Consider the following 24,507-nt stretch of genomic DNA (forward strand, 5'->3'; position numbering starts at 1 on the left):
ACTCTCAAGTACGCAAACACCCACGGGCCACGTTTTTTAACGGGGTATCATGCCTCCAATAAGCCATCGGCCGCGACCCTCCCGACCGCACCATAACACGACCCGTTTCTACCGCGCACAGGCGGGCCCAGCCGGCGACGGTTTTTTAAGCAGACGGTTTTCGAGTGTTAGGTCGGCAACGCATTCCTTCAGGTTCCGGGCTTCGCGACGCTGATCCTGCACCTCGCCAGTGGTCGCAGCACGGGTTGTGTCGCTAGCCAGGCGGCGCTTGCCCGCTTCCATGAACTCCTTCGACCAGGTGTAATACGGGCTCTGCGCGATGCCTTCCTTGCGGCAAAGCTCGGCGATGCTGTCCTCGCCGCGCAGGCCATCCAGCACGATCCGGATTTTGTCCTCAGCCGAGAAATGCCGACGGGTCTGCCGACGAATATCCTTCAACACCCGCTCAGCAGGGGCCTTCACCGGCGATTTTTTCAAGGAGGGTTTGGGCTTCATCTTCGTTCCTTCGTCACTACGACGAAACCCAAACCCTCCTTAATTTACAACCTCAAATCTGTGCCATTGGTGCTGACGGCGGATAATCAGCAATGTCCAGCACAGGCCGCGACCGTTAGATAACACCCGTGGTGCTCGCGTGCTCCGATAGCGGTCCTCTCAGTAGGACTTTGGGAGCCCAAGCACGCGTTCGGCTATGAACGAGAGGATCATCTGTTCGGTCACTGGTGCAATACGCGGTAGAATGGACTCCTTGAAAAGGCGCGCTACCTGATATTCTGTCGCGTAGCCCATGCCGCCATGCGTGAGGACCGCCTGTGTAGCGCTGTCAAATGCCGCACGCGCGGAAACAAACTTGGCAGCATTTGCCTCGGCACCGCACGACTTCTTGTTATCATAGAGCCAAGCAGCGCGGAGGCACTGCCAGAATGCCGCTTCAAGATATATCCAGCGCTCGGCCAGCGGGTGCTGGATGCCCTGATTCTGCCCGATGGGCCGGCCGAAAACAACGCGGTCCCGCGCGTAGCCGGCGGCGCGGTAGAGCGCGTCATAGCCTAGGCCAACAGCCTCGATGCCAACCAATATACGTTCGGGATTGAGGCTGTCGAGCAGATAGTGAAAACCCTTGCCCTCCTCGCCGATCAGATCTTCGTCGGGAATGAAATAATCATCGATGAACACAGCATTTGAATCGACCGCATTGCGGCCAAGTTTGTGAATGCGACGTACTTCGATCTGTGTTCGATCCAGGTCCGTGTAGAAGAGTGACATTCCGTCGGTCGGCTTCTTCGACTCCTCTCTAAGCGTGGTTCGCGCAAGCAGCACGATCTTGTCGGCTTCCTGCCCGGTTGACGTCCACATCTTCCGGCCGGAAACACGATATCCCCCGTCCACCTTCCGGGCGAAGGTCTTGATGCTGGTGGTGTCAAGTCCGGCGTCGGGTTCGGTTACGCCGAAGCAGGCTTTCTGCTGCCCAGCAACGAGCGGACGTAGCCAGCGCTCTTGCTGGTCGGGCGTGCCGTGTACGACGATGGCATGAGGTCCAAAGAGGTTGATGTGGATTGCCGACGCTGCAGAATAACCGCCGCCACTGGACGTTACCGTATGCATCATCAGCGCGGCTTCGAGCACACCGAGATTTGACCCGCCGACAGACTCTGGCATGGTGATCCCTAGCCATCCGCCCTCCGCCATCGCTTCATAAAACTCATGCGGAAAGCGCGGTGTTGCTTCGCATTCTGTCCAATATTCGTCGCTGAAGGCGCTACATACCTTTGAAACGCCCTCGATGATCGCCTTTTGATTGTCGTCGAATTCGAAATCCATGGAAACTCTCCGGAAGTCAGGGGGCCGCGATGCGCGCACGCGCGCGGTCGAGAACAACTATGCCGCGCTCCTTGGCAAGGGCGCGGAAACCAATTTCATTGCCGTCTTGGAAAAACTCGAAACGGAGCGTCTCGCCCGGAAAAAAAGGCTGGCTGAAGCGCACGAAGAGAGATTTAAGCCGCGACGGATCATAGTCACAATAGACTTTCAAAAGCGCGCGGCAGGCTGCCCCGTAGTTGCAAAGTCCGTGCAGAATTGGTCGATCGAAGCCCGCGCTGCGGGCGATTGCGGGATCGGCGTGCAAGGGATTCCAGTCGCCGCTCAGCCGATAGATAAGAGCAAGACGCGGCTCAGTACGAAACTCAAGCGTTGCAGAAGGCTCGCCCTCGGGTAGGGCTAATGCGGGTGAAATGGTGCGGCCGAACCCACCTTGGCCGCCGTCTGCGCGCAGGAACAGCGTTGAACGAACCGTCGCTATGAGGTCCCCAGTCGCGGCGTCGAAAAGTCTCTTTTCCTGATGCACCAGTGCGCCCTTGTCGGCCCCCTTATCCTCGACGCCTGCAATGGTGAACTCGCCGCGGATCGTTCCCTCTGCCGGAAATGACCGATGGAACTGGCATTCTTGTTCTGCGTGAAGCAGTCGCACCCAGTCGATGCCAAACTCGGGTTTCTGCGCCCAGAAACCTGGATGGCAGACGGGTGCGGCGAAAGAGGGCGCGATCCTGAGCGACTTCTCATAGACATAATCGAGTTCGGCCGCGTCAAGCGGATGCTCGCCAAAGCCGAGGCCTAGCGCATAAAGGATGGCGTCGCGCGCGGTGTAACTCTGTTCAATGGGGGGTATCTCAAGCCGCTCAATCCTCGCCAGGTCCATGCGCATACCTTCCCATAATTCGTGCACATTAAAATTATATGCCAGTGTACTAGTCGGACTGGGAAAAAGATGCAATTGTCGGCTCGGAATTTGACCGTTTCCGCGAAGGCGGTGGATTTCATACCTACCTGCGTAGAGTGTAGCTCACGTTGGGAATTCCCAAGCTGACGAAGTTATGAATCAGCCTGCCAGTGGTCCGCCAAGCCATCATTGAACGCCTACCCCGATCACCACCGCTCCGATGTACCCGCGCATCGTTTGAGGTTTCGCGCTTCAAAAAATGGTTGGCATCGCCGGGAAAAACGCTTTAAATTAAACATGCGCTGGCATACTATTCGTATATGGACTAGGTCCGTTTTGGAGAGCAATCGTCTGTGGCGTAATCGCAGCGAACGGCGATTTGATGGTTGAAGGGTGGAGTAGAAAATGGGAATTTGTAATGGCCGCGTCGCGATTGTCACCGGCGGTGGTCGGGGATTGGGGCGCGCTTATGCGTTAATGCTCGCGGCGCAGGGTGCCAAGGTTCTCGTCAATGATCTGGGTTCGGCGGCGACGGGAGCCAATACCGACGAGACACCGGCGCAGGAGGTGGTGAACGCGATCCGCGCAGCTGGTGGTGAGGCTGCAATTAACACGTCCGACGTGTCCAACTGGAATGCTGCCCAGGCTATGATTCAGGAAGCCGTCGACACGTTCGGCGGGCTCGATATCCTCATCAATAATGCCGGCATCTTACGCGACCGAATGCTTGTGAATATGAGTGAGGACGAGTGGGACTCCGTTATCAAGGTGCACCTGAAGGGCACGTTCGCGCCGTTGCATCACGCCGCAAACTATTGGCGCGGTCAGCAGAAGGCAGGTAAGCTCGTCGATGCGCGTATCATCAACACGACGTCCCATTCTGCGCTGTTCGCCAATATCGGCCAGGCAAATTATGCATCGGCCAAGGGCGGCATCGCCACGCTTTCGCAGCTCGCTGCGCGCGAATTGAAGCGGTATGGGATTACCGTAAACGCCGTCGCGCCCCGCGCCAATACACGGATGACCGAAGGCCTGCGTGAATGGACTTCAGAACAGCTTGACGAGCGTAGCCCAGAGTGGATCGCCGCCTTCGTCACTTGGCTGGCAAGCCCCGAATCGGCCGGTGTAACCGGCCGTGTGTTCGAGGCCTGGGGTAAGGGCTATTCGGTCATCGAAAGCTGGCAGCACGGCCCGCAGGCGGCGCCGAGCAGGGACCCGGCAGAACTCGGTGCCCGGATCAATGACATCGTAAAATTCGCGCGGGCAAATGCGGGTATCGACCGCAATAGTTGGATTTCGGACTGATCGAGGAACGCCCGCTCGGTAAATATGCCGCAGCGGCTTTGAGGTGATGTGGTTGGCACGGCGGGCTGGCGTTCCGGCCGGCGCTATCGCGAAGGGACCATGTCCCTGACGGGAGAGAATGAATGTTGTTGCACGAAGACTATCCTCACACGGTTCCCATGCGCGCCAAACTGCGCTGGAAAGAGAACTGGTTCTGGATTTTCATGGATCCAGATCGGGATGTCTGCTGCCTCGCGCATGCCACTGTCGAGCCGACCATGGAGCGTGCCTTTGCCTCGTTTACCTTGCTGCACGGAGGCCGAAAATATACGAGCGGCAAGGAAGTTCCGATGCCCTATCCATTCGAGCGCCAGCGCGAAATTAAGCTGGGTGAGCTGACCTACCGCTTCGTAAAGCCGCAAGCCGAGTTCCAGGTGGAATTCGAGAATGATGAGCTGGCCATCACGCTGGATTTCTCGGCGCGCTTTGCCCTGTTCGATTTCCTAGCCTGCAGCGACGTGAACCCGGATCAGCTTTCGATTTCGGAATGCACCGGCTTTGGTCTCGGCCAGTTCCGCCATCAAAGCCAGGCGCTATCGGGCAAAGGCGTGGTCACCTTCAAGGGGGAGGGCGGCAAGACGCTCGAAGTTGCTGGCTCAGCCTATCGCGATCACAGCTGGGGGATGCGCAACGACGAGACGGCTTACAACCATAACTGGTCGGTGATCAACTTTCCAGATCACGCTTTTCATTTTTTCCGGCTGCATGGTGCGCTGCGGCCAAACGTCACGCTGATGGAAGGCTATGTAGCAACGAAAGAGGGCAACCGCGTCCTTAAGTCGTTCGAGATCGAATATATTGGCGAGGACGAGGAGGGGCTGCCGACACAGGCGAGGTTCCGCGCAAAGGACTATGATGATCAGGACTATACGATCGTCTGCGACCTTTCGAAGCGCTTCGCCCGGATCGTGCTCTATTCGCAGAAGCCAGGTCAGCTCGCCTATTTCAATTCCGAAAATATGTGCCCTTGCACGCTCGAGCAGACCGGTGACACGGGATACGCCAATGTGGAGATCGGTTGGCTAACCGGCGCGGATGGTCAACGCTTATAAGAGGCAAATAGCTACCATGCAGATATATTGTTATATATAGAATGATTGCATGGAACGCGCTGAAACATCTGATCGGAAATGTTCACCAGGAGAGCAGCATGCATAAGCATTTCGATTACCGCGAAGGCTTCACCGTTGATACGGAGGCCAAATATGGCGAGAAATTTCCCTATGTCGATTACGGCACGGCGCCAATCGACCCCAAGCGCTATTACGACCCCGCTCAGGTAGACATCGAGTGGGAAAAGATGTGGACTAAGACGTGGCTGCTCGCCGGCTTCGCCTCCGACGTCCCCAATGTGGGCGATTATTTCAAGTTCGACATTGGCCGCGCTTCGATCATCGTCGTGCGGACGCGCCCTGACGAGCTCAAGGCGTTCCACAATGTCTGCGCCCACCGTGCCAACACACTGGTGACATCGGACTTCGGCACAGTTGGCAAATGCTTCCATTGCTCGTTCCACGGCTGGGAATATGATCTCGACGGCAATCTGATCAAAATTCGCGACGAGGAAATATTCCGGCCCGAGCTCATTTCGCACCGCCCGGGACTGACTGAGGTAAAGCTTGACCTGTGGGGCAATTTCGTCTGCGTCAACATGGACGACAATTGCGGTTCGCTCGCAGACTTCCTGGGCGACATCCCCAAGCATCTTGCGGGGTTCCATCTGGATCGGTTCCGTCCCTATCGCGATGACGAACTGTGGTGGGATGCCAACTGGAAGACCGCCATGGAGGCGTTCATCGAATTCTATCACGCCGACGATGTCCATCCTGAGGTGCTTGGCAGTACCGAGACCTATCGTATGCAGTATGATGTGCTGCCCAACGGCCATGGTCGCATGATCATTCCCATTGGCCTTCCGCGTGAGTATGAGGATGGCGACAAGATCTCAGAAGCTGATCAGCAGATGCTTGGCATATGGGGTGGCACTCCCGACGATTATCCGGAGTATGACCTGTCGGGACGCGACTTCAAAAAGGCGTTGACTGAGACGAAGCGCGGCTGGGCCGCCAAGAACGGCATCGACTTCACCCAGTTGAGCGATGGCCAGGTAACTGACGACTGGAACTATTCGCTTTTTCCAAATGTCACATTCAACATCTTTGCGGATGTCATCATGCTGCAGCGTTGGTTCCCTCACCCAACCGATCCGGAAAAGAGCCGCTATAATGCAATCACTTGCGCGATCCCTGTGCCGGACAAGAATTACAAGATCTGGGACATCAATAATTTCGGACCGGAAGCTAAGGGCCCGATGAATTTTGACGGCACGGTGCGCCCGCCGCGGGACCGCCACGAAAATTGGGAAGACTTCGGTTATGTGCTGAACCAGGATATCGTGCTGGTCCCCGAAGTCCAAAAGGGCCTAAAATCTCCCGGCTTCAAGGGGTTCCTACCCGGCGAAGCAGAAATCCGCATCCGGCATTATCTCGCCGAGCTCGACCGTGTGATCGCAAAATGATCCGGAACTGGCGCCCGGTCCCGTGACCGGGCGCCAACTTGCGCTATGGTTGGCCTTGGCCGACCCCTCTTTTCGGCACTCATATTTGAGCGGGGTTGGCTTAGCCGAAAATAGCCTTTAGCCGATCGCGATCGATCAATACCAAGGCCAGCGAGCATCGCGAACGCCTTTTCAAGCCAGAAATGCCATGCTAATCGGCTTCGGAGCCCAGCCAGCCGACACGGAGCAGGTCCACTTAGCAGGCCCGTGGGTACCGGCCAGATGGCCACCGTCGACCGCGAAGCTGGTGCCATTAATGTAGGGCGACGCCCTCGACTTTAGCCAAAGGACCGCATCGGCGACTTCCTCAGGTTCACCCATCCGAACCATGAGCGAATAGTTTTCCATAAGTTGCCGCATACCCGGTGCGCTATTTTCAAACGAGTCGACCATCATCGGTGTCATAATGGTGCCTGGCACAAGGGCGTTAACCCGGATTCCCTCTTGACCGGCTGTCCGGGTCAGCGCGATGACCGCGCTCTTGGCCGCAGTATAGGGAGCCTTTATAGGGTGCCGGATCGAATGGGGCGGTGGAGGCCGTATTGACGATCACGCCAGCACTCTGTGTCAGCATTTGTCGGATTTCGCATTTCATGCGGAGGAATATGCTGCTCTGATCGACCGCAATCACCCGTTCCCAGGCATCTTCTTCGATCTCCTGTATCCTGGTGGGGGGGCGAGTAATGCCAGCATTGTTGAAGGCAATGTCTAGTCGGCCGAAGTTGTCGACGGTTTTGCGCGACCATCCTTTGCACCGATCGCCTGCCACTCACATCGGTGGGAAAATAACCGCATGCCCGCCCCGGCTTCAATGGCGCGGATCGCCGCCGCAGCCGCTTCTCCGTCAAGCTCCGCGATCACGACCTTATAGCGCCCGCTACGGCTAAGGCGACCGCCGTGGCGCGTCCTATGCCCACGCCTCCACCGATGACGAACGCGACGGATCCAGTAAGTCATAGCGAACCTGCATTGAGCTCACCTTATTTCTAATCTCCTGCGTCACTCCTCTCGTAGCGACGGCAAGCTCGGTGCCAGATACAAGCAACTCCGCAAACGGCTAATTCGAAGCTGGCTTTCAAAGTGGATGGCTGCCCCCAGTCGCAGAATCCGATCGGGCTGGATATATATAGCTTATATATCGTAGGTTAGCGAATATCATAATGAACCCTATTCAGCCGGTAGGAGCGCGCCATGGATGTCCGGTGCGCCAGGCCAGGTTCCCACAGCTTCTAAATGGCTCAGCAGTTTATTTTGATTGACCATACCGTTCGCTAGCTTATAAATGTTTGCAACGGCGGGAACAGCTGGGCGGAGAGTGATGCGATATTTTTGCTGAACTGTGCAGTCCATCAGGAAATCAGCGGCGTTGCCTTTTCTGACAGTCGGCCTTTGCGCTGGCGAGCACCACATATCGAAGGCGAGTGCACGATCAATGAGCAAGTGGAATGAAGTTGTCGACATTGTCATCATCGGTAGTGGTGCCGGGTCGATGGTCGCTGCTCTCAAAGCCAAGCGCCTTGGTCTGAGTTCGGTAATTATCGAGAAACGCTTTGCGGTCGGCGGGTCGACCGGATTTTCCGGCGGTGTGCTGTGGGTGCCATGCAATCCGCTCATGAAGCGGGAGGGCGTTCACGACGATCTGGCCGAAGCGCGCCGCTATATGGACGTGGCAGCTCCCTATTTTGGGCCAGCCTCAACGTCCGAGCGTCGCAACGCCTATCTGAACACCGGGCCCGAAGTGATTGAATTTCTGCTGAGTGAGGGGCTAGAGCTCGAGCGGCCAGCGGGTTTCCCTGACTATTATACGACGAGGCCAGGCGCCTCGAAAGAAACGCGCAGCGTCACAGCTAAGCTGTTTGACATCAACAAGCTCGGTGAGTGGAAGCAGCGTCTTTCGGTCTATCCACTCCCGGCTATGCCGCTCCGCATCGGGGACATGGCACCTCTTTTACTTGCTAAGCGCACGTGGCGAGGGCGGATAATGGCTCTTCGGCTGGCTGCCCGTCTGGCTCATCAGAAGCTGACCGGGTCGGATTATCGCGGATCCGGGGCGGCAGTGCAGGGGCGGATGCTCAAGCTGTCGCTCGACGCAGGGATCGACATCCGCCCCGAAACTCCGTTTGAAAGTTTCGTGGTGGAGAATGACCGCGTCATGGGGGTTGTGGCGCGGCGCGCCGGACGCGAGCTGCGCATCGGCGCGAAACGGGGCGTCATTATCAACGCGGGCGGCTTCTCCCACGACGCGGAAATGCGGACCAAATATGGGCGGCCGATCTCCGCGCAGACGTCGCAGGCGAACCCGGGCGATACAGGCGAGGTCCTTTCTGCCGCGATGAAGCTGGGAGTGGCTGTCGACTGTATGGATGAAGCGATCTGGACGGGCGTTTCGCTGGGTCAAGATGGCGCGCTACCCCCTGGCGTGAAACGGACGGAAGGCGGTACGGCGCATTTCGGACATCATTGGGATATCTCCTTTCCGCACAGCATCGTCGTCGACACGCTGGGCCGTCGCTTTGCGAATGAGGCGGGTGCTTATATGGAGTTCGGGCAGCGTTTACATCAGCGGCACGGGGAAAATGGCGGGTCCGTGCCGGCCTGGGCAATCATCGAGAGCCGACATCGCAAGAATTATCTCTGGGCAAACCATTTCGGCGCAACCCCAAAGGCGTGGATCGAGAGCGGTTATATGATCGAGGCGGGCTCAATAATGGAGCTCGCGGCAAAGACGGGAATTCCCGGTGCCAACCTCGAGGAGACGATTACCCGCTTCAATCGCTTTGCTGAAACGGGTCGCGACGAGGATTATCAGCGCGGGGATGCTGCCTATGACCGCTTCCATGGCGATCCCACTGTAAAACCAAACCCCAATCTCGGCGCTATTTCAAAACCGCCATTTTTCGCGGTTCGGATGTTCGCGGGCGATGTCGGCACGGTGGGGGGTATCGTCACTGACGTCGATGGCCGCGCACTACGCGAGGACGGCACGGTTGTCGACGGATTGTTTGCGACGGGCAACAGCGCCGCGTCGCCGTTGGGGAAGAGCTATATCGGCGCCGGCACAAGCGTCGCCGCGTCGATGATCTTTGCTTACCGCGCTGTTCAAGCGATGAGTAATATGTCGAACTCGTCAGCGGAGAAGACGCTGTGATCACCAATCATGATATGCAGATAACCATCGACCGCGCCGAGATACAGAATGTCCTTGCACGTTACTGCCGCGGCATCGACCGGCTCGACGAGGAGCTGTTAAAAGCGGTCTATCATCCTGATGCGAATGATGATCATGGCGTGTTTAATGGCAATGCCTACGAGTTCATCGAGATGGTTCTCCCTTTGCTGAAGGACATCACCTCCGGCGGATCGCACATGCTGTTTCAGAGTCAGATCGACGTCGTGGGTGATCGGGCCGCAGCAGAGACCTACTTCCTGGCGTATCAGCGTATGCGCGGCGGCAGGTCGAAAATCGAAGACTATTACGGCCCGACTTACGCCGCCGCGGCGACGAAGGTAGGCACGATCGACGAGGATCACGAATATATTGCCGGTGGCCGGTACGTCGACCAGCTTACCAGGCGCAACGGTGAGTGGCGGATCCAGGCGCGTATCGTGATGAACGAGTGGGGGCAATGTGGACCGATCCGCAATGTCACCGATGAAGGGATGATCCAGCATAATATCCGGTTGGGAAGCACCGATCGCAGCGATCCGGTCTACGGCGCCTTCGCCTGGCTGCGAGAACCGGCGCTGCCCGACATGGTAATTGCTTAAGCAGAATAAATAGGATCGTCAAAAGTCTGAACGACCCGAACAGGGCAGGACTAGTGACCAACAGCAGAGACCTTACGCAAAGTAAGGTCAGTCGGCATTCGTCAGCGCACAATGGCGTGTCGGCGATCTAGGGGAGGATAAACAAATGCGACGTTTAAAATTGAAGTTCATATTGTGCTGCTCAATGGCGGTCTTGCCGGCTGTCGCACATGCCCAGTCGGCGCCGACGGCAGAGCAGGGTACGCCAGACCCTGCGGTTGATGCCAAGTCGGCAGGTACATCGGAGCTCACGCCCGGCTCGATCGGTGACATCATAGTCACCGCGCAGCGCCGGAGCGAACGGTTGCAGGATGTTACCGTGGCGGTTACAGCAGTCGGGCCGTTAATGGCCGAAAAGCTGGGCCTGCGAGGCATAGTTGACATCGCTGCCGTGACCCCTGGCGCAAGTTTCCAGGCTGCGAGCGGCGGGTTCTTCCAGCCCTATATCCGCGGTATTGGTCAGCTCTTCGTGAATCCTGGCCTGGAAAGCCCAGTGGCCGTTTATGAGGACGGGGCCTACCTCTCACGAATGCTCGGCATCACGGAGTTGCTCGACAATATCGATATCGGCAGCATTCAGGTGCTGCGTGGTCCTCAGGGCACTCTGTTCGGCCGGAATGCAACCGGGGGCGTCGTGCTTGTCAATTCGGCTGATCCCACTTCGAAATTCGAAGGTAAGGTGCGGGCGGAATATGGCCGCTTTGATCGACGAACCTTGGAGGGCGTAATCAATGTGCCGCTGACAAACGATCTTAGCATGCGTGTGACGGGTCGCTACAAGCATGAGGACGGCTTTGTAAAGAATGTCGAATTCGGCGGCAAGACCGGTGGTGGTCGCAACTATGGTGTGCGCGCAAAGCTACGGTGGCAGCCCGAGGGCGCCGATATCATCCTGGGATTTCAGTATCAGAATACTTTGCAGGCACTGGACATCGGCATTCTGTCTCAGGACGCGCCCACTTGCTACGCGTGCACCATTTTTGGCGTTACGGGAACGACAAACGGTTATTACGAGCAGAGGAAGAACCCGCAACCGCCGGTGAAAAGTAATTATTACGGCGCGACATTGAAAATGGTGTTCGATCTGGAATCGCATGAACTGACCAGTCTGTCGACTTATCGGCGTCAACGAGCGACCGGTAATACTGATTCAGATTTTACCCCGGTCGACCTGTTCAATTTCACGATCCCGTCGGCTGGCGGAGAGAGCTATGCGCAGGATCTGCAAATTGCGAGCCACTCGGATGGACGTTTCAACTACATAACTGGCGTCAGCTATCTCAAGGATCGAGGCTTCTACGATATCTCATTTACCGGTCTCGCCTATGCGGCCCCTGTGGCCACCTTTGGAGAGTTTCCACGCTTCATCAACATCGCCCGAACCCAGTCCTATTCAGGCTTCGTAGAAGGTTACTTCGATGTAACGGACCAGATCAAGCTGACGGCTGGTGGCAGATATACATATGACAAGCGGAAGTTTCACGGAATCACTCGAGATAGCTTCGCGGCTTTGTTTGGCGCCCCGGGCTTCGAATTCAGGCAGAAGAAGTCCCTAGAGGCGTTCACGCCACGCTTCGTGATCGCCTGGGACAATGGACCCACCAATATCTATTACAGCTATACACGCGGTTTCAAGGCGGGCGGCTTTGCTGGGCCGTCCATCTTCGAAGGCCCCCCAGTGGGTTCAGAGAAGATTGGCAGCCACGAAATAGGTCTGAAACAGAGTTCGATGGGCGGACGGTTGCGGTTCAACCTTGCGGCATTCTATTTCAAGAACAAGAGCCTGCAGACCCAATCCGTGGACCAGACTTCAGGTGGCGTCGTCACCCAGAATGCCGGCGCTCTGGAAAATTACGGTTTGGAAATGGACACCCAATATCAGCCGTTGGACGGCTTGAACATTGGCGTGACGGCAGCCTGGCAACATGCGCGGTACAAGCCCTTCCGTAATGCGTCGGTGGTTTGTTTCGATCCCACCGGTACGCTCAATCCGTCGGCGCCCGGGGCAACGATCTATGGCTGCGCGGAAGACCTGACCGGACGGGCGCCACCCAACGCTCCCGACTTCACGGCCTCGTTCAACGCGGGCTATGACTTCGCGATTGGCAGCTGGTCGGCCAATCTGTCGGGCCTTGCGCAGTATCGCTCGTCGATTGACTTCTTTCCCGGTGCTGGCGGTCCATTACGCTACGATCGGGATAATGGCCGAATGCTGGTTAATGTGTCCGGATATGTCAGTCCTGCCGGCGACAATCTTCGAATTGGCTTTTATGTTAATAACCTGTTCGATAAAAAATATCCGACCTTTCGCCAAACAAGCCAGCCTTACAGCCTCTCATATGAGCCGGGGCGGCCTGTTACTTACGGAGCACGTGTCCAGTATAGCTTCTAGGGAGCCCGGTACGACAGGATCAAAGGGCCCCCGTCGGGGGCCCTTTGTATAAAGTAAGCATGCCAGATGGCTTGGCGCAATATTCTGTCAGTAAATTTACTTCCAGCTCGTGACGCCGTCCTAATCTGTTTGAGGCGCGTGATTAATGCTCGCAAAGGACTATCTCCGGCGGCGCGGGACTATCGACCAGTTTAATGAAGGGAACCGACGTGAAGGCAATTCGCACGATCACACGAGATGGCATTGACGGCTTGGAGATGCGCGATCTTGCCGACCCGACGCCGGGTGACCGCGAGGTCGTGATCCGTATAAAGGCGGCGTCAATCAACTATCGCGATCTGCTGCTCGTAAACGGACATTATCCCGGTTGCTTCGAAGGCGAAATGACGCCGCTGACGGATGGTGCTGGCGAGGTCGTCGCGGTTGGGGCCGCCGTTTCGCGGATCACTGTGGGCGACCGTGTTTCGGTCAACAATATCACGCGCTGGGTGGCCGGTCCCTTGACGCCCACTGTGATGGTCAACCAGCCGGGAATCTTCTCCGATGGCATGCTCGCATCGATGATCGCGGTCGAGGAAGACGGAGTTGTCATCCTCCCTGGCTCGCTATCCTTCGAGGAAGCCGCGGCCCTCCCTTGCGCTGGAGTGACCGCCTGGTCCGCGCTGACCGATGGCGGACGGCCCTTGCGCGCGGGGCAGACAGTGCTCTTGCTTGGTACCGGCGGCGTTTCTCTGCTCGGCCTGCAGTTTGCCAAGGCCATGGGCCTGCGTGTAATCGCCACCACTTCTTCCCATGACAAGGCTAACAGGTTAAAGGCGTTCGGGGCGGATCATGTCGTCAACTACAAGGATACGCCCGATTGGCAGGAGGCGGTTCGTGCGCTCACGGACGGGAAAGGCGTCGAGCGCGTTCTGGAAGTCGGTGGACCGGGCACGATTGAGCGTTCAATTGCCAGTCTGGCCTATGGCGGACATGTTAGCCTGATCGGCTTTGTTGGCGGCATGGAAGGCGCACTAAATCCGCTATCGCTGCTGACGAGCGGCGTCTCACTTCAACCCGTCGGCATCGGCAGCCGAACGCAGTTCGAAGAATTATTGCAACTGATCGACGCTAATGGCGTGCGCCCGGCGATCGATCGCGTCTTCGCCTTTAACGAGTTCAAGGATGCTTTCGCTCATGTGGCGTCGGGTAGTCATTTCGGTAAGGTGGTTATCGCTGTGGATTGACCGCCAGCGGGGCGAAGGCAATATATGATCACGTCTGCCGCGCCGCGCGATAGTGCCCGGTGCGGCGTCCCGCTGCACCGGGCACTATCGCCCAACATCGTCAATTTAGGTGGCGCGAGCTTATGAGCGCGGTGCCTCGATCAGGCTTCGCAACGTTGTAGGGGGGCGTTTCAGCTGGACACCCGCAAAAACCGGTTGATTTGCTGTCGCGGCGGAGTGGCTTGATGGTCATGCCAGTGGTCGGACGCTGAATGGTCAGCCGTCGGGTCGATTTGGGCGATAGCCATAGGCGATTTCGCTGGTTTGCCGGAACGTGGGCACAATCAGCCGGCTTTGTTGCATAACTCCTGATAGGTTTGATTTGGCCTTTATTTGAGATTACTACGCGACTCGGACGGTATTGGGTGTGCCGATTTGCGAGAAGCGATTGAGGATTGCAGCACGGACTTTGAGCTCGGTTAGCTGACGCTCGAAGGTGCGGGCCATGACGCGCTGACCAAGCAGCTTGAAGCAGTGCATTTTCGTTTCGACGAGGCTGCGGCGATGGTAGCCGCTCCACTTCTTCCAGATGGTGCGTCCAAGCCGTCCGTACGCCTCCGGTGAGAGCCGCCTTGCGAGATTGAGCTGATATTTGGAGATGGCACCGGTGCAAGCACTGGTGTTTGCACCGGTACTAGAGACGGTGCGATGGGACAGGTGACGATAATTTCGGGCGTTGAACGCCGACGGATATGGTCGGACGAACAGAAGCGGGCGTTAGTGATGGCAGTGTCGCAGCCGGGCGCGAACGTTGCGGAGATCGCGAGGGATGCCGATCTTCGGCCTGGCCAGATTTATCGCTGGCGGCGGCAGATGTTCGGTAGCGCCGAAGGGTTTGCCGCGGTGGCGGTCCAGCCTGACGGACCGGCGGCGTCGGGATCTGCGATTATCGTGGAACTAGGCGGCACGGTCGTACGCATAGCGGCTGATACATCGCCGGAACTGGCCTCGGCAGTCTTGCGGTCGCTGCGGCGGTGATTCCAGTTCCTTCGGGCGTCCGGATATGGATCGCCACCGGTCACACAGACATGCGCAAGGGCATGCGATCCTTAGCCCTTCAGGTGCAGCAGAGCTTCCAACGCGATCCGCACGCGGGCGACCTCTACGTCTTTCGGGGGCGCCGCGGCGACCTGTGCAAGATCCTGTGGCATGACGGCATCGGCATGTCTCTGTATGCCAAGCGGCTTGAGCGCGGGAAGTACATCTGGCCATCGGCCGTGGACGGGGTGATCGCTATTTCCGCCTCACAACTGGCCTGTATGCTGGAGGCGATCGACTGGCGTAATCCGCAGGCGACATGGCGCCCGACACTGGCCGGATAATCAATGTCGGCGGCCTAAAATGCTAGGGTTTTCGACGCTTTTCTGCTATGCACGTGGGCATGGGGGATCCGGCGCAAGCAGAGATTGAGAGCCTTCGCGAGCAGCTTGCCGCAGCTCAGGCGGTTGCCGCCGAGGTCGCCCGGATCAAGGCGATCAACGCCGATCTAGAAGCCCGCAATGCCCTTCTCGCACTGCAGAACGAGAAGATGCGCCGTGTCCTTTATGGCCAGCGATCCGAGCGCATGCGCCACCTGCTCGACCAGATGGAACTGGCCTTCGAGGAGTGCGAAGCCTCTGCAAGCGAGGATGAAGTGCTGGCTGCCCTGGCGGCGGCGAAGACCAATGTCGCGCCGTTCGAACGCAAGCGGCCCGCGCGCAAGCCCTTGCCCGAGTATCTGCCACGCGAGCGGGTCGTCATTGCCGCGCCCGAGGCCTGTCCCTGTTGCGGCTCGGATCGGCTTTGCAAGCTGGGTGAGGATATCACTGAGACGCTCGAGGTCGTCCCGCGCCAGTGGAAGGTGATCCAGACCGTGCGGGAGAAGTTCTCCTGCCGGGACTGCGAGAAGATCACGCAGCCGCCAGCACCATTCCATGTGACGCCCCGCGGGCTATTCGGTCCCAGCTTCCTGGCGATGCTGCTGTTCGAGAAGTTTGGCGCGCATCAGCCACTCAACCGCCAGCGCGACCGCTACGCCCGCGAAGGTGTGGATTTGAGCCTGTCTACCCTGGCCGATCAGGTCGGCACCTGCACCGCCGCGCTGATGCCGCTTTACCTGCTGATCGAGGCGCATGTCCTTGCCGCGCAGCGGCTGCATGGCGACGATACGACGGTACCGGTTCTGGCAAAGACGAAGACCGATACGGGCCGGATCTGGACCTATGTGCGGGACGACCGACCGTTCGGCGGACCCGCACCGCCAGCGGCGATCTTCCAGTATTCCCGCGATCGGCGAGGCGAACATCCCGTCGGTCATTTACGCAGTTGGACAGGCATTCTCCAAGCCGATGCCTATGCCGGATATAATGCGCTCTTCCATGCCAATCGCCTGCCGGCGCCGCTGACACGCGCGCTTTGCTGGAGCCATGCCCGTCGTTATTTCTTCGAGCTGGCCGATATCGCCACACAGATCAAGAAGCGCCGCAAGAAGGCGCCCGTCATTTCGCCGCTGGCGGTGGAAGCCGTCCGCCGCATCGACGCGATCTTCAATATTGAGCGCAGCATCAACGGCAGATCGGCGCAGGACCGTCTCGCTCTTCGGCAGCAGCACAGCGCCCTGCTGGTTGCCGATCTGGAAGAATGGATGCGGGAGAACCGGTCCAGGCTCTCAAAGAACAGCCATGTGGCCGAGGCCATGGATTATATGCTCAAGGCATGGCCCGCCTTCACCGCTTTCCTCGACGACGGCCGCATCTGCCTCTCGAACAATGCTGCGGAACGGGCATTGAGAGGTATAGCCCTGGGCAGAAAGTCCTGGCTCTTCGCCGGATCAGACCGCGGCGGTCAACGCACCGCTTTCATGCTCAGCCTGATCGCCACAGCAAAGCTCAACGACATCGATCCCCAAGCATGGCTTGCTGACGTACTCGCCCGCATCGCTGACATCCCGCAACACCGGTTGGCGGAACTTCTGCCCTGGAACTGGCATACAGCAGAAACTCAGCGCCAAGCAGCCTGAGCCGCGGCCCACACCGGATGCATACCTGGGACAATCTATTCCCCACCGACCGCGATGCCGATGCTGCATTCCGCGATGTGCTCGCTCAAGAAGGCGTCGAGGCCTTCCTCGGCAAGTAAGATGCCAAAACCCCCAGCAAACCGTCAGTAGCCGCGGTCCTCACCGGATGCGTACAGCCGTCCGATCGCACGGACCGTTTCATTGCGGGCAGCCGTCCCGGGGCCATCCTCCTTCCATGGTCGACCGTTGCGGCGGACCGGAATGATGGCTTGCGCCTCGCGTTTGGCGATAGCGGCATGGCACTTCTTGGTGTCGTATGCGCCGTCCCCACCAACGCTGCTGATCTTCTCATCCTTTGGGATCTGCGCCAACAAATCGGGGAGGACAGGCGCATCGCCAATCGCGTTGGTGGTGACCTCAATGGCCCGGATATCAAGCGTTTCTGCATCGATCCCGATATGCACCTTGCGCCACTGGCGACGATAGGAAGCGCCGTGCTTGCGTGTCTTCCATTCCCCTTCGCCCATCATCTTGATGCCGGTGCTGTCGACCAGAAGATGCAGGCCGCCAGAGCTGGGACGCCCGCCAAGCGTCACCGGCAGCGTCTTCTGACGCCGGCACAACGTCGTATAATGCGGCACCGGCCAGTCCAGATCAGCCAGCTTGAGCAGGCTCGCCACCAGCCCCGTCGCCTGCCGCAGCGCCAGGTTGAAAAGCGCTTTCAGTGTCAGGCACAGTTCGATCGCGCTTTCAGAAACGAGCCGGGCGACCAGGGCGGCCGCATGGCGCCGACAGCCACTGCATGTCCGGATCAAACCAAATATCCAGAGAACCACGCTGCTTCAGCGCCGCATTATACGCGCTCCAGTTTGTCGTGCGATACTTTGGTGAGGCTGGCTTGGGCATAGCCGCCCCCTTAAAGCACTTGATTCACCTGAAGAATCCCCCCAGGCGCAATTTCGCAACAAAGCCGGTCCACACGGCACTCCATGATCGCTCTCGATCAATGAATCACCTTACCCGCCCAAACGCTATCAGTTTTTGCGGGTGTCCAGCTGCTACTGAAGGAGCACGCCGCCGTCGACCAGCAGGCTGCTTCCGATGCAATAGCTCGCATCGTCGGACGCCAGAAAGGCTGCCGCTGCGGCGATTTCACGAGGTGCTGCCATGCGCAGAGCTGGAATGGCGCTTGCCATTGTTTGGATCGATTCCGGAGCCTCACTAAACGCCTTCGCTACCATGTTGGTATTGGTGATGCCGGGATGAACCGTGTTCACGCGGATACCCTCCGCAGCACCCTCGAGCGCCAATGTCTTGGAATACATGTGAACAGCCGCCTTGCTTGCGGCATAGGCCGACGAACCCGCGCCGGTAACGAACGCGGCGACCGACGACATGTTGACGATCGCGCCACCCTTGCCCTGCGCGCGCATCTGTCGCATGGCCGCGCGCGAGCCAAGAAACACGCTGATGACGTTCAGATCGATCTGGCGAGTAAATTGATCCAGCGTCATCTCCGTGGCAGGAGCTGCGATCGAAACACCGGCGTTGTTTACCAAGATGTCAACTTGCCCCCACCGCGCGACAGCCAGACCTATCACCTCATCCCATCCTTTTTCATCGGTGACATCCTGCACGGTGGCGGTGGCGTCGAAGCCTGCCGCGCGCAACTCGCTTGCTTGCTTCTCGGCGCCATCCGGCACGATATCGGTAAGCAGCACTCTGACGCCCTCTTCGCAGAGCCGCTTCGCGCAGGCGAAGCCGATCCCATTGGGTGAACCTGCACCGGTGACAATTGCAACCTTGCCGGTCAATCCTCGCATGAATGCTCTCCTCGTTTCTGATTGTTATCGCTTCAAGGTCAATGGCCCCTGGGGGATGGCGGGCCCGCCTAGAGTCCATCACTATTGCGGTCAGCCACCGATGCGGCGGTTTTCGTGAAGATGACCGGCAGGGATGCCAAAGTGCGCACCCCAACTCTCGCTTGGCGGACTACAGGCTGCACGGTTTCATCAATCCGGATATCGTGCATCCGCGCGAGGATGCGGTTCATCGCGAGCTCAAGCTCCGCACGCGCAAGGCTCGCGCCAAGGCAGTAGTGAACGCCTGATCCGAATGCCAGATGATTGCGGATGCCCTTGCGCTCGAGGTCGAGGCGGTCAGGACAGGTGAATTGCCGGTCGTCCCGATTGGCCGCGGCATAGTTCAGGAGAATGAGTTTCCCCCTGGGCAGCGCGACCCCGCCTATTTCTGTATCTTCCGTCGGTGTGCGGATCATCACCACAACCGGGCTTTCGAGTCGCAGCGCCTCCTCGACGAACTTGGGGACCAGTTTGGGGTTTTCGCGCAGGGTCTGTTCGAGGCCGGGCTGCGAGAAGGCGAGATAGAGCATATTACCAAGGCCGCTTACCGTGGTCTCGTGCCCCCCGATATTCATCAGTGAGATTAGCGAGCAGAGTTCTGCATCGTCAGGCGGCAATCCGGTGTCGGCCGCGTCCTCCAGGAGATCGCTAAGGATTGAACCGTCGGGCTCTTTGCGCTTGCGATCGAACAGGTCGAGGAGGAATGCGTGGAACAATGCCTGTTCGCGGTGCAACTCCACTCTGCGGGCCTCGGTCTCGATTGCACCGGTTGAAAGCCGTGTCTGCGCCTCCGCAGACGCCGCCAGGCGCTCGGCTTCGTCAGACGGCAGCCCGAGCAGGCTGCACATGACTTCCAGCGGCAGTTTGAGACAGAAGTCGCGATGAAGATCGACGCGACCGGCGTCGATGAAGGCGTCGATCAATTCATCCACGATCGCTGTCAGTTGCGGACGCATCCGATTGACCACGGGCAAGCTGAAATAACGGTCGACGAGGCTGCGATACCGACGATGCTCCTCGCCGCCCGTGCGAACCAGGGTAGGGGTCTGTACCGGAACGCCGAGCTCCGCATAGATGTGGCTGAAATGCGATGAGTAATTGAGGTCGCCAATCTCTTGGGAATCCGCCGGCATGCTTGAGAACAGTTTCTGGTCGCCGCTGATTTTCTGTATGTCCGAATATCGCGTCACGATATAGGCGCCGAGACTCTCGGAGAAAAAGATCGGCTTTTCCTCGCGCATCGTCTCATAGGCTTTCCATGGACATTCAAGTGTCTCGGGATCGCTGAACCAATCCTGCATTATAGGCTCCTCTGCCTGCGCTTTTTATCTGCGCATGGTGTGCTCGCTTTCGCGGAACAAGTTGGTTTAGGCGATGCCAAACTGGCAGGCAGATCAGCAACCGGTCGCCCAAGCGGCCTGATCGGCCCCCTGCCCATTCTTACGTTATACGATGGAGCGGGTGCCACATGAGCATGATATCGCCCAACCCGCATGGCTGCTGTGCTCAAGCCGGGTATATGCTGTGATAGGGTAGCCCTTCGGCGCGCGCCGCCGGAGGCACGGGCCAAACGTTCATGCCACAGAGCGTCAGTCAGAGTGCTCAACGTCGCCTGCTACGAGCTGCTCCCTCAATGCAAATTTCTGGATTTTACCAGACGGATTGCGTGGGAAGTCATTCACGACCTTCCAGTGCTTGGGCACCTTGAAGCGGGAGATGCGCTGCTCGATGAAGCTGCGCACCGCGTCGACGTCGATGGTCACACCTTCAGCTGGGCGCAGCACCGCCGCGACCTCCTCGCCCCACCGCTCGTGCGGTAGGCCGATCACTGCACTTTCGGCGATTCCTGGGTATTCGGCGAGGGCATCCTCTATCTCGCGCGGGTAAACATTTTCCCCGCCGCGAATAATGACTTCCTTAAGGCGACCGGTGATCCTGAGCTTACCGTCCTCAGTGACGAACCCAAGGTCACCCGTACAAAGATATCCCTCGTTATCAAATAGTGCCTCGGTCGCGTCGGTGTCTCCGAAATATCCGCTCGTGGCGAAGGGGCTTTTGATGCAAATTTCGCCGACTTGGCCGACTTCGCGTGTGTCGCGCGTAGCAATGTCGGCTATCTTCAATCTCGTGTGCGGCAGGGGTGTGCCGACGGTATGGAGTAGCACTTCGTCCGGATCACCCCGGTTGGTTTTGGTGACCTCGGCGCAAAGCTCGGTCTGACCGTAGATTACTTGGATGTCGGCACCGAGCTTTTCGCGGGCCATAGCAATGAACGATGGTGTGATTGTCGTGCCGCCGACCATGAACGCCTCCAGCGAGGACACATCGCGCTCCGGGAAGGTCGGATGCTCGACCATGGGAATCAGCATCGCGGGAACAAGCGGCATAAAATTGACACGCTCACGCTCGATCAGTTCCAGGATCATACCTGCTTCGAACGGCGGCATAATGACCTGGGTGTGTTGCTGGCTGATGGCGCCGAGGCAATTGGTGACCGGACCGCCGACGTGGAAGGCAGGCAGCGTGGTCAGCCATACCGAACCAGGCTTTATGCCGCTGCGTATCGCGCAGAGGTTGGCGTTGTTGACGGCCGCATAGTGGGAGAGAATTGCGCCCTTGGGCTTACCGGTGGTGCCCGAGGTAAAGACGATTAGCGCCGGATCGTGCGGATTGCCAACAGCTGGTGGGGGATCCCCGCCGCTTTCCAAGTGGTCGCGCCATTCTTCGAAGAGCAGGATATGCTGTAGATCAGGCAATGACGGTCGCACCGAGTCCAGCGCGGCAATCATGTCGCTGCCGCGGAAGGCGCGGTCCAGGATAATGCCTTTGGCTTGGCTCTTTGCCAGCATAAATTCAAGTTCGGCTGGACGTAGCGCAGGGTTCAGGGTGACCAGGATGACACCAAGGTGAGCGGCTGCGAGTTGATAGAGGAACCAGTGGGCGCGGGTTGGTGCCCAGATGGCAAGACGGTCCCCGTGCCCGAAGTGCCCTGCAAGGAATGAAGCGAGCTTGAGCGCATCGCTACGAAACTCTGCATAGGTCCAATCGAGGTCGGGCTCGTCGAGATGGAATGGTTGTTTCAATCCGATCCTGTCAGGCGCGATTGCTACCGCACGCTCCAGCAACTGAAAGCTCGTCATATTCAGAATCTCGGTGGTACTGTCTCCAACGAGCGTTGCCGTACTCATCCCCGGTCCCTTATTTGAATCGAATCCAGATAAATGCGGCTCAGCCGCTGCCTCTCTTATGCTAGAGCTTCCGAGAAAGTAAGCAAGCGTCTGATTTATCCGGGGTCAGCTGGACGCGTGTTTAACTCGTTAGACCGCAGCTGATCCGGCCGATCAATCGCGGTCCGTTTGCGATTCCGAACGCACTGCCAAGTAGCAACCGATGCGCCCTGGCTGTCGGCATTTTAACCTTGCATGCTTGCGAGATAGTTTGTTTACGAACATTATTTGGTCACAGGAGTGCGCATGGCTTTCGGATACGAAGCAAGCAGCAACCACCGCCTTCTCCTCGTGCGAAGGCCCGCGGGCGTGCCGGTTCAAGACGATTTTACAGTCGATGAGGTCGAGCTTCCTCAAGCGGAGGAGGGGACATTCGTTGTTCGCAACCTTTTCCTTTCGGTCGATCCCGCCCAGCGTGGATGGGCGACAACCGGCACGCATTACACCGCACCCGTCCGGCTCGGCACGGTAATGCGCGCCCTTGCGGTCGGGCAGGTTATCGCGAGCCGCCATTCCGCCTTTCTAGAGGGCACGCATCTATATGGCTGGTTCGGCTGGCAGGAATATGCCCTGGCCCGGCCAGATGATGTTCTGACCCTGATTGAAGCTTTGGATATTCCACTTTCCGCCTATGCAGGCGTGCTCGGCATCAACGGCCTTACCGCCGCGCTCGCGCTCAAGCGAATTGGCCGCCCGGTGGCGGGGGACACGATCATCGTTACGACTGCCGCGGGTGCGGTCGGCAGCGTGGCAACGCAACTCGCGCGAGCCGCGGGCTGTACGGTGGTGGGTATAACCGGAAGCGACGAAAAGGCCGCGCGGTGCATCGGGCGTTTTGGATGCCACCGAGCAATCAATTATCGTGAAGGCAAGATCGAGCTGCTTTTGGATGCGAATCTTCCGGGTGGCGCCGATATCCTGTTCGACAGCGTCGGCGGACAACTTCTCGATGCGATGATCCGCCGTCTGCGGCGCGGCGGGCGCATTATTCAATGCGGCACCGCCTCTGTGCCGGGATGGTCGCCGCCACCCACTGGCCTGCGCAATGAGCGCGAAATACTGCTAAAGTCACTGCTCTGGGGCGGCTTTGTCGTCTTCGATCATGTTTCCGAATTTGCCGTTGAGACGCGTCGGCTGGCCAGCTTGCTGCGCGAAGGCAAGCTCATATACGAGGAGGACATTCGCCAGGGGCTAATCAAGGCGCCACGCGCCCTGACCGACATCTATGCCGGGCGCAACAGCGGAAAAGTGCTGATCGCACTCTGAACGCAATCCAAGGCGCACTTGCATCGCCTAGTCTTTGGCGTCTCCCTGGGAATGATATAGGAAGAATATTGGAGGAATCTATTGATAATCCGCGACTCTGCTACGTAATCCGATGGAAAATACTTGAGAACTGTCTTGTCTATTTTCCAGCGTCCGCGGAAGCTGCGCGTGCGATGCCACTGCGGCTTCCCTTGTTCGATGGCATGCCCAAAACAGATCATGTGGTGCGCATCGAGCGCGTTTGGACATAACCTCATTCAACCAGGAGAATGCCGATGGATGTCGCCGATGAGCGCGCGATCCGCAACCTGATCGCGCGGGTCGCGCGGATAACCGACCAGTGGGAAACACCCTAGCAGCTAGCCGAACTTTATGTCGAAGACTGCGTTTGGCATCTTGAGGGTATCGAGCCCTATGCCGGGCGAACTGGTATCATGCGCCGCGCACTGGAAATGCGTGATGCCGGAATCTGCGGTCCAGGGTCGGCGACCCGCCACATCGTCTCGACACCTGAAGTCATTCCCGATCCAACCGATCCGGACAGCGCCACGGTCATCGCCTTCGTCGCGATGGGTGGCATGCGCGAGGGTAAAGCCTCATTTGAAGGCTATGGTGAATATACCGACTTGGTCCGCAAGGTGGACGGCATCTGGTACATGGTGAAGCGCTAGGTGCTGTCTGCATTCAACGTATCCAGATCATGGCGCATGCGAGATGGACGAAGCCCATGAAGGCGGCGATGGTTTTCTCGCATCGCAGGGCGATCCTGCGGAAGCGTTTGAGTTTGTTGAAGAAGCATTCGACTTGATGGCGCTCCTTGTAGAGCTTCCAATCGATGGGCGGTACGCCTGCGCGGCTGGGATTGGCCTTGATCTGCGCGGTTGCACCGAGGTCATTGGCGATGAAGGCGCGTAGCGGATCGGCATCATAGGCTGCATCAGCGATGACATGGCCGACGCCCTGCAAACCGGACAGGATAGAGGTGGCCTGGCAAAACTGCACATCGGGATAAGTGGATTTTCTGCCTGACGGCGGCCAGGATGGCCGCGTGACAGGAGTAGAGATGAGCAAAC

Annotated in this window: 19 protein-coding genes and 4 pseudogenes; 12 read left to right on the top strand and 11 right to left on the bottom strand. The window is 58.3% G+C overall.

Going from position 1 to position 24,507, the window contains the following annotated elements:
- Positions 1 to 126 precede the first annotated feature (126 nt).
- The 3 genes and pseudogenes from BMX92_RS25150 to BMX92_RS25160 form a co-directional block, all read right to left on the bottom strand.
- Positions 127 to 495 (bottom strand): annotated as a pseudogene (locus BMX92_RS25150) (transposase); the annotation flags it as partial.
- 159 nt (positions 496 to 654) lie between these two features.
- Positions 655 to 1,821, bottom strand: a complete 1,167-nt coding sequence (locus BMX92_RS25155; protein WP_093021979.1) for an acyl-CoA dehydrogenase family protein — start codon at positions 1,819 to 1,821, stop codon at positions 655 to 657.
- Positions 1,822 to 1,837: 16 nt separating this feature from the next.
- Positions 1,838 to 2,701 carry a MaoC/PaaZ C-terminal domain-containing protein gene (locus tag BMX92_RS25160; protein WP_218145853.1) on the bottom strand — a complete coding sequence of 288 codons (864 nt, stop codon included), beginning with the start codon at positions 2,699 to 2,701 and terminating at the stop codon, positions 1,838 to 1,840.
- A gap of 420 nt (positions 2,702 to 3,121) precedes the next feature.
- Between BMX92_RS25160 and BMX92_RS25165 the strand changes: the two genes are divergently transcribed.
- The 3 genes from BMX92_RS25165 to BMX92_RS25175 all read left to right on the top strand — a co-directional run bounded on the left by BMX92_RS25165 (position 3,122) and on the right by BMX92_RS25175 (position 6,578).
- Positions 3,122 to 4,021 carry an SDR family oxidoreductase gene (locus BMX92_RS25165; protein ID WP_093021982.1) on the top strand — a complete coding sequence of 300 codons (900 nt, stop codon included), beginning with the start codon at positions 3,122 to 3,124 and terminating at the stop codon, positions 4,019 to 4,021.
- 122 nt (positions 4,022 to 4,143) lie between these two features.
- Positions 4,144 to 5,112, top strand: a complete 969-nt coding sequence (locus BMX92_RS25170) for a DUF7064 domain-containing protein (RefSeq protein ID WP_143066904.1) — start codon at positions 4,144 to 4,146, stop codon at positions 5,110 to 5,112.
- 98 nt (positions 5,113 to 5,210) lie between these two features.
- Positions 5,211 to 6,578 carry an aromatic ring-hydroxylating oxygenase subunit alpha gene (locus BMX92_RS25175; RefSeq protein ID WP_177185259.1) on the top strand — a complete coding sequence of 456 codons (1,368 nt, stop codon included), beginning with the start codon at positions 5,211 to 5,213 and terminating at the stop codon, positions 6,576 to 6,578.
- Between the two features lie 171 nt (positions 6,579 to 6,749).
- Here BMX92_RS25175 and BMX92_RS28510 read toward each other — a convergent pair whose 3' ends face one another.
- Together BMX92_RS28510 and BMX92_RS28515 are read right to left on the bottom strand one after the other, a co-directional pair.
- A complete protein-coding gene (locus BMX92_RS28510; protein WP_093021991.1) occupies positions 6,750 to 7,160 on the bottom strand; it encodes an SDR family NAD(P)-dependent oxidoreductase in 411 nt (136 codons plus the stop codon).
- A complete protein-coding gene (locus tag BMX92_RS28515) occupies positions 7,045 to 7,386 on the bottom strand; it encodes an SDR family NAD(P)-dependent oxidoreductase (protein WP_093021994.1) in 342 nt (113 codons plus the stop codon). The genes BMX92_RS28510 and BMX92_RS28515 overlap by 116 nt, the downstream gene beginning before the upstream one ends.
- A 663-nt stretch (positions 7,387 to 8,049) precedes the next feature.
- Between BMX92_RS28515 and BMX92_RS25190 the strand changes: the two genes are divergently transcribed.
- The 4 genes from BMX92_RS25190 (at position 8,050) to BMX92_RS25205 (ending at position 14,042) form a co-directional block, all read left to right on the top strand.
- Complete coding sequence (locus BMX92_RS25190; RefSeq protein ID WP_093021996.1) at positions 8,050 to 9,765, top strand: FAD-binding protein; 1,716 nt, start codon at positions 8,050 to 8,052, stop codon at positions 9,763 to 9,765.
- The gene (locus BMX92_RS25195; protein ID WP_093021999.1) at positions 9,762 to 10,385 is read left to right on the top strand and encodes a nuclear transport factor 2 family protein; all 624 of its coding nucleotides are present in this window, start codon (positions 9,762 to 9,764) and stop codon (positions 10,383 to 10,385) included. The genes BMX92_RS25190 and BMX92_RS25195 overlap by 4 nt, the downstream gene beginning before the upstream one ends.
- Positions 10,386 to 10,530: 145 nt before the next feature.
- Positions 10,531 to 12,816: a TonB-dependent receptor gene (locus BMX92_RS25200; RefSeq protein ID WP_093022002.1), complete on the top strand. Its 2,286-nt coding sequence runs from the start codon at positions 10,531 to 10,533 to the stop codon at positions 12,814 to 12,816.
- A gap of 194 nt (positions 12,817 to 13,010) precedes the next feature.
- The gene (locus BMX92_RS25205; RefSeq protein WP_218145854.1) at positions 13,011 to 14,042 is read left to right on the top strand and encodes a zinc-dependent alcohol dehydrogenase family protein; all 1,032 of its coding nucleotides are present in this window, start codon (positions 13,011 to 13,013) and stop codon (positions 14,040 to 14,042) included.
- Between the two features lie 381 nt (positions 14,043 to 14,423).
- On the opposite strand, the pseudogene BMX92_RS25210 reads toward BMX92_RS25205, so the two are convergent.
- A pseudogene (locus BMX92_RS25210) lies at positions 14,424 to 14,627 on the bottom strand (IS5/IS1182 family transposase); the annotation flags it as partial.
- 102 nt (positions 14,628 to 14,729) lie between these two features.
- Between BMX92_RS25210 and BMX92_RS25215 the strand changes: the two are divergent.
- From BMX92_RS25215 to BMX92_RS25225, 3 genes are read left to right on the top strand one after another with little or no spacing between them, the layout of a single operon-like run.
- Positions 14,730 to 15,059, top strand: a complete 330-nt coding sequence (locus BMX92_RS25215; protein ID WP_093022005.1) for an IS66-like element accessory protein TnpA — start codon at positions 14,730 to 14,732, stop codon at positions 15,057 to 15,059.
- A complete protein-coding gene (tnpB, locus tag BMX92_RS25220; protein ID WP_093022008.1) occupies positions 15,056 to 15,403 on the top strand; it encodes an IS66 family insertion sequence element accessory protein TnpB in 348 nt (115 codons plus the stop codon). The genes BMX92_RS25215 and tnpB overlap by 4 nt, the downstream gene beginning before the upstream one ends.
- Positions 15,404 to 15,462: 59 nt before the next feature.
- The gene (locus BMX92_RS25225) at positions 15,463 to 17,079 is read left to right on the top strand and encodes an IS66 family transposase (RefSeq protein ID WP_093022011.1); all 1,617 of its coding nucleotides are present in this window, start codon (positions 15,463 to 15,465) and stop codon (positions 17,077 to 17,079) included.
- 176 nt (positions 17,080 to 17,255) lie between these two features.
- Here BMX92_RS25225 and BMX92_RS25230 read toward each other — a convergent pair.
- From BMX92_RS25230 to BMX92_RS25245, 4 genes and pseudogenes are all read right to left on the bottom strand, one after another.
- Positions 17,256 to 17,985 (bottom strand): annotated as a pseudogene (locus tag BMX92_RS25230) (IS5 family transposase); the annotation flags it as partial.
- Between the two features lie 152 nt (positions 17,986 to 18,137).
- Positions 18,138 to 18,902 (bottom strand): SDR family NAD(P)-dependent oxidoreductase, encoded by a 765-nt coding sequence (locus BMX92_RS25235; protein WP_093022013.1) that lies wholly within the window; start codon positions 18,900 to 18,902, stop codon positions 18,138 to 18,140.
- A 68-nt stretch (positions 18,903 to 18,970) separates the two neighbouring features.
- Positions 18,971 to 20,242 (bottom strand): cytochrome P450, encoded by a 1,272-nt coding sequence (locus BMX92_RS25240; protein ID WP_093022015.1) that lies wholly within the window; start codon positions 20,240 to 20,242, stop codon positions 18,971 to 18,973.
- A gap of 288 nt (positions 20,243 to 20,530) precedes the next feature.
- A complete protein-coding gene (locus BMX92_RS25245; protein WP_093022018.1) occupies positions 20,531 to 22,129 on the bottom strand; it encodes a class I adenylate-forming enzyme family protein in 1,599 nt (532 codons plus the stop codon).
- Between the two features lie 285 nt (positions 22,130 to 22,414).
- Between BMX92_RS25245 and BMX92_RS25250 the strand changes: the two genes are divergently transcribed.
- Both BMX92_RS25250 and BMX92_RS25255 read left to right on the top strand, forming a co-directional pair.
- Complete coding sequence (locus BMX92_RS25250) at positions 22,415 to 23,434, top strand: MDR family NADP-dependent oxidoreductase (protein WP_093022021.1); 1,020 nt, start codon at positions 22,415 to 22,417, stop codon at positions 23,432 to 23,434.
- Positions 23,435 to 23,805: 371 nt separating this feature from the next.
- Positions 23,806 to 24,105 (top strand): annotated as a pseudogene (locus tag BMX92_RS25255) (nuclear transport factor 2 family protein); the annotation flags it as partial.
- A gap of 13 nt (positions 24,106 to 24,118) precedes the next feature.
- Here BMX92_RS25255 and BMX92_RS25260 read toward each other — a convergent pair.
- The coding region (locus tag BMX92_RS25260) for a transposase (RefSeq protein WP_256213618.1) at positions 24,119 to 24,507 on the bottom strand (389 nt) is incomplete at its 5' end.

This window comes from Sphingobium sp. YR768 (genome assembly GCF_900111125.1).
GTDB lineage: Bacteria > Pseudomonadota > Alphaproteobacteria > Sphingomonadales > Sphingomonadaceae > Sphingobium.